Source organism: Pseudomonas sp. NPDC098747 (assembly GCF_044760045.1).
In the GTDB taxonomy this organism is placed as follows: Bacteria; Pseudomonadota; Gammaproteobacteria; order Pseudomonadales; family Pseudomonadaceae; genus Aquipseudomonas.
This window is the reverse complement of the sequence record NZ_JBIWAL010000023.1, coordinates 22,765-33,560: the sequence shown is the minus strand read 5'-3', so window position 1 is coordinate 33,560 and position 10,796 is coordinate 22,765. Positions and strand designations below refer to the sequence as shown.

The 10,796-nt window shown below is 63.6% G+C and carries 1 protein-coding gene; it reads right to left on the bottom strand.

The window, feature by feature from the left end; genetic code table 11:
- Positions 1–11 precede the first annotated feature (11 nt).
- Positions 12–10,535, bottom strand: a complete 10,524-nt coding sequence (locus ACIQVE_RS15825) for an autotransporter-associated beta strand repeat-containing protein (RefSeq protein ID WP_402809929.1) — start codon at positions 10,533–10,535, stop codon at positions 12–14.
- Between the last annotated feature and the right edge of the window lie 261 nt (positions 10,536–10,796).

Below are 10,796 nucleotides of genomic sequence, written 5' to 3'. Positions count from 1 at the left end.
TCGACCCTAAATCAGAAGCCAAGGCTGAAGCTGATGGTCATGGCGTGATCGTTGTTGTCGTCCGACAGCTGCCCCGAGTAGCCGATACCGAGTTTGCCGGTCGGGCTGATCTGGAAGTCCACACCCGCTTCGACAAGCGCACTGTCCTTGGCAATCGGTACGCCTTGGGTGCTGAACGAGGCGCCGCCGTCCATGAAGGTCAGGTCCGCGTCGGGTTTGGTGTCGCCAAACGCATGTCGCCAGCCGATGGCGGCGCGCGGGGTGAATTGCCCGCCGTTGGCCAGGGTGATGACTTTGCCGGCGCGCAGGCCGAGGGTGGAGAAGGTGATGTCCTGATCGGCATCGGCCTTCAGGCGCCCCACTCCACCTTTTTCCTTGGCTTTGTCGGTGTCGTAGTTGACGTAGGCAAGGCCGGCGAACGGCTCCAGCGCTATGCCGGCGGCTTCTACGGTGTAGCCGACTTCACCGAACACCTGAGCGCTGCGGGCGTCGTAATTGGCCTCCAGACGGTCGTTGTAGGTGCCGACGCTGACGTCGCGTTTGGTCTCGATATCGTGCCAGCTGTACGCCGCGCCGAGGCGCACGGCCAGTGCCTCGAACTGCGAGTTGAGGTACGCCGCCAAGTGGTAGCTTTCGACCGTGGCATCCGAGCGACGATCATGGGCGTCGAGGTCGCTACGGGTGTAACCGGCCGCCATGCCCACGCGCCATTGCTCATCAAGTTGCTTGTCGGTGCCGAGCATGAAGCCACTGAGGTTGCGGTCGAGGCTGGCGCTGTTGCTGTCGCCATCGGACTCACCCCAGGCGCCGAGTGCGCGGGCCCAGCCGACCATTTCGCCATGGCAACCGTTACTGCTCAACTGGTTGTCACTTGGTGCCAGGGCTCGGCGTGGATCATCCGGCGCGCTGCACGACGGCTGGCGCATGCGATCGTTGACGGCTTCGCGCACGTAACGCGAATCCTCGAGGATCGCACTGGCGGTGCTGGCGTGAATCTCCCCTGACAGACTGTCGAAGGCATTGCGCGCCCCCGCCACGCTGAGGTTGACGATCTCGTTCTGCAACGCATCGCCGGCCGCACCGTTGCGCGACAACGCCGAAGCGGTGTTGCGCTGGTTGCCCGTGGCAGCGACATCGACGAACGAGTTGCCGTTGCGGCTGACCACCAGGTTCACCGCGTTGGCGTCGTATACCAAAGCCGAATCGAGGAATGCGTATTGCGGCAGATCCGCAGCGTTGAAAGTACCGATCACCCCGCCACCCGCCGTGATCAGCGAATACGTAGTATTGCTGGTGAACGGCGCAAGCGAGTTGACCTGCAAACCGCCGCCGAGCGTCGCGGTGCCGCCCACCGCCAGCGGTGTCGCGGTGGGCGAACTTATGGTCAGCGCCAGCACACCAGCGGAGGCGTTGGTCAGGTTGCCGGCAACACTCAAAGTGCCCGCCTCGGCCCCGGATTGCACCAGACCATTGTTGACCAGCGAACCGACGCTGCCGTTACCGCTGAGCGCGGCGCCGTTGGCGACGGTGACTTGCCCGCCCAACGAGGCACGCGCGGCGCGGCTGCCGACTTGTAGCACGCCTTGATCGACCGCGACGGTGCCGCTGAACGGGTTATCACCGGTCAAGAGCAAGGTGCCGGCACCACGTTTGGCCATGGCGCCTAGACCACTAAGGCGACCGTTGAACCGCCCATTGAAGTCCTGCACGAAAAACAGTGAGGCGTTGTTGAGGATGTTGCCTTGCAGGCTGGTGCTGTCACCGATCAGCGTGCCGCCGCTGACCGTGGTGCCACCGCTGTAGGTGTTGGCGCCGCTCAGTATCAGGGTGCCGGAATCGAGTTTCTCGATACCGCCCGTGCCCACCAGCGGAACGGAGATTTCCGTGCTCGCACCGGCATTCACTCGCACCGGTACGAAGCTGCCATTCGTGCCGTTGACTGGGGTCAGCGTGCCGCCAGCACCAGGTACCAGGCTGTAGCCGGCCGCGAGGAACTGCAAACCGGTGAAATTCTGATTGCCCTGCACCGTGACCGTGCCGCCCTGCCCGCCGAACACCGCGAACTGGCCGTTGGCACCGAGTGCCTGGGTACCGCTCGGATCAGTCCAGTTGGTGCCCGGTCCCCACACGCCGCTACCACCACCGATGCTGCCATCAGGATTGGTGGTGCCGCCGTTCCAGAACTGCACCTCACCCGGCGAGCCCTGCACCAGCAGATTGATCTGATTGGCAATGGCGGTTTGCAGGGTCAGGTTGGCCTGCGCTACCGGCAGGCTGCCGTAGACCAGACCGTTGTCGGTCAGGCTGCCGCCGTAGCTGAACAGTTGATAGACCCCGGTGCCGAAACCGCCGGCGTTGCTGATGTTCAGCGTGCCGTCCAGCGTCAGGTTGCCGGCGACGTTGACCACCGTGGTGGAACTGACAGCCGAGCCGAGGCTGAAGTCCAGATCAGTCCCCGAAGACAACGCCAACGCACCGACCGACATCGGTGTTGCCGTGCCGCCACCGGCCAGCGTCGCGCCGTCGGCCAGTTGCAGCGAACCGCCCAGCTGACCACCACCGCCAATCTGCGCGCCGCTGGCGACGTTGACGTTGGCGCTGTTGAGCACACCGTTGACGATCAAGGTGCCGGCCTGCACCGAAGTGTTGCCGGTGAAGCTGTTGTTGCCGGTCAGCAGCAGTTGGCCGCTGCCGGTTTTGTTCAGCGTGCCGGTACCGGTGAGGTTGCCGGTGTAGCTGCCGTCGGCGTTTTGCTCGAAGGTCAGCGCCGCGTTGTTGGCGATTGCACCTTGCAGGCTGCTGGTGTCGCCGCGAGTGCTACCGCCATTCAGCGTGGTGCCACCGCTGTAGGTGTTGGCGCCGCTGAGCACCAGGTCGCCCGCGCCGTTTTTCACCAGACTGCCGGTGCCCGTCACCGCGCCGATCAGCGTGGTGTTCTGGTTGCCGGGCAGAGTCAGCTCGGCACCAAGATTAATGGCGTTGGCCAGTTGCAGTACCGAGGTGCTGTCCAGAGTGCCGTTGCCGAGCACGCTCAATGCACCGCTGCTGATTGCGCTGTTGTTGCCGAGAACCAGCGTGCCGCCATTGAGCTGGGTGCCGCCGCCGTAAGTGTTGCTGCCGTTGAGGGTCAGGCTCGATGCGCCAGTCTTGATCAGACTGCCGCTGCCGCTGACCACACCACCGAGGGTCAGAGCGTTGGAGCCGGTGACGTTCAATCCTCCGTTCAGCAGCACATCATTGCTGAGGCTGACAGCGGCGTTGCTGGCCAGCGCCGTGCCGTTGGCCGCGGTCAACGCCCCAGTGCCGAGCGCAGCGTTGTTGCCGACGACGATTTTGCCGCCATTGAGCGCGGTGCCGCCGGTGTAGCCGTTGGCAGCGTTGAGCACCAGTGTGCCGGTGTCGTATTTGCCAAGGGTGCCGGCGCCGTTGAGCGCTACACCGACGGTTGCCGTGGCGTTCGGATCGACACGCACCGTGGCGTTGCCCAGTGAACCGTTGACCAGGTTCAGCGAACCCGACGTGCCGTTCGCCAAGCTGTAGCCATCGGTGACGAATTGCATGCCAGTGATGGTTTGCGCGCCGTTGACCGTGACCGTGCCCGCCGTGCCCTGGAACACTGCGAAGTTGCTGGTCCAGCCCTGATTGGTGGTGCCGTTGACGTCGGTCCAGTTCGTGGTGCCGGTGCCCCAGGTACCGCTGCCACCGTCGACCGTGCCGTTGGCGATCAGTTGGTTACCGTCCCAGAACTGCACGGTGGCGGCTGGCGCGGTGACCAGCAGATTAAGCTGATTGGCCAACGCTGTTTGCAGTTGCAGATCGCCAGGTGTGACGCTGCCCGGCACGCTGCCGATGAGCATGCCGTTGTCGATCAGGCCGCCGGTGTAGTTGATCAAGCGATACACGCCGCTGCCAAAACCACCGATGTCGCTGACGTTAAGTGTGCCGTCGAGGGTCAGGTTGCCGCCAACGTTGACCAACGCGTTACCGCCGCCGGACACCGGCGTACCGAGGCCGACGTCGAAATTGGAATTGCCGCTGAACACCAGCGAATCCACCGACAAGGTGCTGCCGGTGACACCCGCCAGATGTCCGCCATCAGCCACCGTCACCGCGCTGGTCAACGTGCCGCTGCCGCCGAGGGTGCCGCCGCTGTTAACCAGCACGTTGGCACTGGTCAGCGAGCCGTTGACCTGCAAGGTGCCGGCATTAACGGTGGTGTCGCCAGTGAGGTCGCTGACGCCACTTAAAGTCAGCGTGCCCGTACCGAGTTTTTCCAACTCACCCGTGCCGCTGAGAATCCCGGCGAAGGTGCTGCTGAGGTTGCCGCCGCCGAGACTCAAAGTATTGCCGCTGCCGATCAGGGCAGTGCCACTGCCAGTCAGGCTGGCGAGGCTGCCCGAAGCACCAAGGTTGAGCGCGGTGCCGGCACCGAGATTGACCGTGGCGTTGTTGCCCAGCGCCGTGCCGCTCAACGTGGTCAGGCTGCCAGACAGCACATCGAAGGTACCGCTGAAGGTGTTGTTGCCGCTCAACGTCAGGTCGGCCAGACCGTTTTTGCTCAGCGTCCCCGTCCCGGCAATCACACCACCGAGGGTCAGGTTGTTGTTGCCGGCCAAAGTCAGGTTCGCATTGACGTTGACGTTGTTGGCCAACACCAGCGGCGAACTGTTGTCGAGGGTCGATGCGCCAGCCACGGTCACTGCGCCGGAGCCCAATGCCGCAGCGGTGCCAAGAGTCAGGGTGCCGGCATTCAAGGTGGTGCCGCCGGTGAAGGTATTGGTGCCGTTGAGGGTGAGGTTCGACGCGCCGTCCTTGATCAGTCCGCCCGCGCCGCCGACCACGCCACTGAGGGTGAGGTTGTTGTTGCCGGTGTTGCTCAGGTTGGCGTTGAGCACGACGTTGTTGCCCAGGCTCAGCGCACTGTTGCTGTCCAGCGCCGAGGCGCCGGCCACGGTGAGGTCGCCCAGCCCCAGCGCCGAGTTGCTGCCGGCGGTCAGGGTGCCGGCGCCCAGGTTGATGCCGCCGAGGAAGTTGTTATTGCCGCTGAGGGTCAGGTTGGACGCACCGTTTTTGCTCAGGCTGCCAGCGCCATTGATCGTGCCGGCCAGCGTCAGATCTGCCGTGCCGCCAATGCCGAGGTTACCCGCCAGGTTGACCGCATTGTTCACCGCTACCGCCATGCTCGCATCGAGCGTGGTGCCGCCCGCCGCGTTCAGGGTGGCGGAACCCAGTGCCGAATTCGACGCCAGAATCAGTCCGCCGGCATTCAGCGCAACAGGCCCCAGGAAGGCGTTGTTGCCGCCAAGCGTCAGATTGGCCGCGCCGGTTTTGATCAGGCCGCCCGTGCCGCCAATCACACCGTTGAGGGTCAGCGCATTGCTGCCTACCACGGTCAGATTGCCGTTAAGCGTCGCGGCGTTGCCGAGGGTCACTGCGGCGTTGCTGTCCAGTTGCGTACCGGCGTTGGCGGTCAGCGTACCGCTGCCCAGCGCGGTGTTGCTGCCGACGATGATTTTGCCACCATCCAGTTGCGTGCCGCCGCTGTAGGTGTTGGCGCCATTGAGCACCAAGGTGCCGCTGTCGAGTTTGTTGAGAATGCCGCTGCCACCGATGTTGACGTCGAGGGTGCCAGTCACGCCCGGATCAACGCGCACCGCTGTGGTCCCACCGGTGCCGTTGACGGCAGTGAGTTGCGCCGCCGTGCCGTTGACCAGGCTGTAGCCGTCGGTGAGGAACTGCATGCCGGTGAACAACTGCGTGCCGTTGACCGTCACGGTGCCCGCCGTGCCCTGGAACACTGCGAAGTCGCCGGCCCATGGCTGGTTGACCAGACCGTTGGCATCGGTCCAGTTGGTGCCGACCGCATTCCATGTACCGGTGCCGCCATCGACGACGCCGTTGGCAATGGTCTGGCTGCCGTCCCAGTAACGAATATCGGAGTTCGGTGCCGACACTTGAATGTTGATCTGGTTGGCCACGCCGGTCTGCACCACCAGATCGCCGAGTGCATAACCCACCGGCACGCTGGCGACATCGAGGCCCTGGTTGGTCAGGGCGCCGGTGTAGTTGAACAAACGGTAAACACCGACGCCGAACCCGCCGCCATCGGTGACGTTGAGGTTGCCGTCGAGAGTGACGTTGCCGCCGATGTTCATCAGAGAAGTAGTAGAAGGTGTCGCGAGAGAGACATCAACGTTGCTCCCGGCCGCGAGGGTCAATGACCCGGCGGACAGGGTATCGCCCGAAGCCAACGCCAGATGCCCGCCGTTGTTGACGTTCACCGCACCAAGCGCCGAACCGGTACCGGTCAGGGTACCGCCGGTATTGACGTTGATCTGTGCGCTGGCCAGCGAACCGCTGAGATCCACGATGCCGCCGTTGATCGCGGTGTTGCCGGTAATGCCGTTGATCCCGGTGAGGTTCAACGTGCCGGTGCCGACCTTGATCAGCCCGCCGCTGCCGCTGAGGTCACCGTCGAAGGTGCTGGTAGAGTTGACGCCGCCGACGGTCAGCGTATTGCTGCCGGTGAGTTGCACGCTGCCGCTGCCCGTCAGTGCGGCGAGGCTTGCATCGCTGCCGAGATTCAGCCCGGCACCGGCGCTGATGTTTACGCCGGAAGTCGCGCCCAGTGCATTGGTATTAAGCGTGGTGACGCTGCCGGAGACGATATTCAGCGCGCCGGTGAAGGTGTTGTTGCCGGCCAGAGTCAAATCTGACAGACCGTTTTTGGTCAGGCTGCCTGCGCCGTCGATGATGCCGTTGAGGCTGAGGTCGTTGTTACCCGCAACGGTCAGTCCGGCGTTCAACGTGATCGCATTGCCGATCCCGAAGGACGCACTGTTATCCAGAGTTGCAGCGCCGCCGACGATCAACCCACCGCTGCCCAAACCGTTGGCATTGCCGAGAGTCAGCGTGCCGCCATTAAGGGCGGTGCCGCCGCTGAAGGTGTTGTTGCCATTTAGGGTCAGGTTGGCCGCGCCGTCCTTGATCAACTGGCCGGTGCCGCTGGTGATGCCGCCGAGGGTCAGGTTCTGCGTACCGCCAACGGTCAGTGCCGCATTGAGGGCGACAGCGTTGCCGAGACTGACCAGCGGCGAATTGCTGTCCAGCGTCGCCGCGCCCGCAACCGTCAGTGCGCCGGAACCCAGTGCCGAGCTGTTGCCGACGGTCAGCGTACCGGCGTTCAGGGCGGTGCCGCCGATGAAGTTGTTGGCAGCGTTGAGAATCAGATTGGCCGCGCCGTCTTTCACCAGACTGCCAGCGCCGCTGACCAGACCGGTCAGAGTCAGATTCGCCGTGCCGCCGACGTTCAAGGCACCGGCCAATACCACTGCGTTGTTCAGGCTGACGGCGGTATTGGCGTCCAGCGTGGTGCCTGCCGCCGCGTTCAATGTGCCGGAGCCCAGCGCGGTGTTGCTGCCGACGATCAGTTTGCCGGTGTTCAGGGCAGTGTTGCCAAAATAGGCGTTGGCGCCGTTGAGGGTCAGGTCGGCCGCGCCGTTCTTGACCAGCCCCCCGATACCGGCAACCAAGCCACCGAGGGTCAGCGCATTGGTGCCGCCAACGGTCAGGGTGCCGGCGAGGTTGACGTTGTTGGCCAGGATCGCAGCAGTGTTGGCGTCCAGCGTGGTGCCATTCGACGCGTTCAACGCGCCGGCGCCGAGCGCGGTGCTGGAACCGACGATCAGCGAGCCAGCATTCAGCGCCGTCACGCCGGTGTACGTGTTGGTGCCGTTGAGGGTCAGGCTCGACGCGCCGGTCTTGATCAAACCGTTACCGCCACTGATCACACCGTCGAGGGTCAGCGCGTTGGCGCCGCCGGCGGTGAGGTTGGCGTTGAGAATGACGTTGTTGTTCAGGCTCACGGCCGAGTTGCTGTTGAGGGTGCCCGCTCCTGCCACGGTAAGGGCACCGGTGCCGAGTGCCGCGCCGCTGCCGACGGTCAGGCTGCCGGCATTCAGCATGGTGCCGCCGCTGAAGGTGTTGGCGCCGTCGAGGGTCAGGTTGGCCGCGCCACTTTTGATCAATTGGCCGACACCGTTGATCACACCGACAAGGCCCAGGTTGTTGCTGCCACCGATTGTCAGCGCACTGTTGAGGTTGATGTCATTGGTCAGACTGACGGAGGTGCTGCTGTCCAGCGTCGAGGTATCGGCAATCGTCAAGGCACCAGTGCCCAGTGCAGCCGCATTGCCAATGGTGAGAGTACCTGCTGTCAGTGAAGTGCCAGCCAGGAAGGTATTGGCGCCATTGAGTATCAGGTTGCCCACACCGCGCTTAGTCAGCCCGCCGCTGCCACTGACCACGCCTCCAAGGGTCAAGTTAGCGCTGCCGCCGATGTCCAGATTGCCGCCGAGGCTAATGGCATTGGTCAGCGCCACAGCGGTGCTTGCATCGAGCGTGCTGCCCGCCGCCGTCGTCAATGCGCCAGTGCCCAGCGCCGTGTTCGAACCGACAATCAGCGTACCGGCATTGAGCGCGGTGCCGCCGGAGAAGGTGTTGTTGCCGCTGAGGCTCAGGTTCGCCGTGCCATTCTTGATCAGGTTGCCGGCGCCACTGACGACGCCGCTCAGCCCCAATGCCTGAGTACCACCAATGGTCAACCCTCCCGCCAGCGCAACGGCGTTGGCCAAACTCACCGCCGCGGTCGCATCCAGCGTGGTATTGGCGGCCGCATTCAATGCGCCAGTGCCAAGCGCGGTGTTGCTGCCGACGAACAGGCTACCGGCGTCGAGCGCGGTAGTGCCTGCGTTGGTGTTATTGCCGTTCAGGGTCAGGCTGGCGGTGCCGGTTTTGGTGATAGCACCCGTGCCAGAGAGAATGCCGCCCAGCGTCAGCGCATTGCTGCCGAGCACGTTCAGCGCGCCGGTCATGCCGATGTTATTTGCCAGAGTGACGTTGGCAGTGCTGTCGAGGTTGGTGCCGGCGGCGGTGGTCAGCGCACCGCTGCCCAGAGAATCGTTATTGGTCACCAGCAAGCTGCCGGCGCTCAATGTGGTCGTGCCGGTGTAACCGGTGTTAGCGCCGCTGAGGGTCAGGTTGCCGCTGCCGGTTTTGGTGATACCACTGCTGCCGGTAATCGATCCGCCGAGGGTCAGCGCGCCGGTGCCAGTGGCGGTCATCGTGCCGCCGAGGCTGATCGCATTGTTCAGGTTGATGGTGCCCGGCGCCGACAGACTGGTCGCGCCGGTAAAGTTGAGGTTGCCGCTACTGAATGCCAGGTTGTTGCCCAACTGCACCGTACCGCCATTGAGGGTGGTGTTGCCCAGATAGGTATTGGCCGTACTGAGATTCAATTGGCCGGTACCGATCTTGGTCAGGCCGCCGCTGCCCGAAATCACACCGCTTAGGGTGGTGCCGTTGGTGCCCTGCACGGTCATGCCACCCGCGCCCAAAGAGATCAAATTGCTGACGTTCAACCCGGCGTTGCTCGCCTGCAAAATCCCGCCGTTGGAGGTGATCACACCGCTGCCAAACGTGGCGTTGTTGTTGAACTGGGCGACGCCGCCATTGAGCGTAGTCGCGCCACTGACCAGTGGTCCCTGCAAGGTCCAGGTGCCGCTGTTGATGGTCAGGTTGTTGAAGTTGACGTAGGTGGCGCTGGACGCTGTGCCGACTCCGGTAGTACCGCCGCCAACGCCGATCGGGTTTTGCAGGATCAGGCTGTTGGTGCCGCCTGCGCCGCCATCGACGGTGCCGGTCGGGGCGAAGGTCAGGTCGATGCCGATCAGACCACCGAGACCCACCGAAACCTGAATACCGTCACCGACCTGGACCGAAGAACCGGTCACCGCCGTGAAGGTGTTGGTGCTGCTTGCGCCCATCGACACGCCGCCGGTAATTGCGCCGGCGTTGGTGAAAGTATTGCCCGCTGCCGACGACTCGAACGCGATCCGGCCGTTGATGACGCCAGTGCTGCTGTTGGTCATGTTGACTTGCGAGCCACCGTAAATGCCGACCACCGGGGTATCGGCCAGCGTGATGCCACCAATCGACAGCCCGGTCGAGGTGATGGTGCCGTTGTTGGTGATGCTGGTGGTGCCGGCCGCAGCGTTGTTCACACCGATGGCCAAGCCGTCGACGCTGGTCAGATTGACCCCGAGCAACATGCCGGTGCCGCGCATGATTCCGCTGGCGTTATTGAGCACGCTGACGGTGCTGGTGGCACCCGTGCCGATGAACGCGCCGCCGCTCAACACCGAGACCAGGCCCAGCAACGCCGGGTCGAGTGTGCCGGAGTTGTTCAGGGTGATGTTCACCCCGGTCAGGTTCATCACCCGGCCACCGAGGGTCGCGTTCATCTGCGCCCCGCTGTTGACGTTGACCGTCAGGCCGTTGGTGGCACTGTTGAAGTTGTTGAGAAACAGCGGCAGGCTCGGCACACCAGTACAGGTCACGGTGGTGCCGATGGTGGAACAAGTGGCCAGCGCCGGAGTGCTCACGCCGCCGAACAACAGCCCGACGACACTCAGGTGTACAGCAAGGGAAAGAGGGGAAAAACGCGATACGAGGGCAACACCAAACCTTGCTTGCACGGGCTACTCCTTGTCGTGGCCAATTCTTCCTTGAAGACGTGCGAACGAGTGCTTGTTCGACACGCGAATCAAGACTGCGACGGTCATCACAAACCGCGTAATTGCTCACAACGCTAGTAGACGCCTGGAAATGGGGCGCGGATTAAATGGTGTTAATACTTTAAGACTAGGCCCTCTAATTCGCGGCTTTCAGCCTGCGAATACGGGAACTTCGACTACAAGTAATTCCCCTGTGGGAGCGAGCTTGCTCGCGAAAGCGTT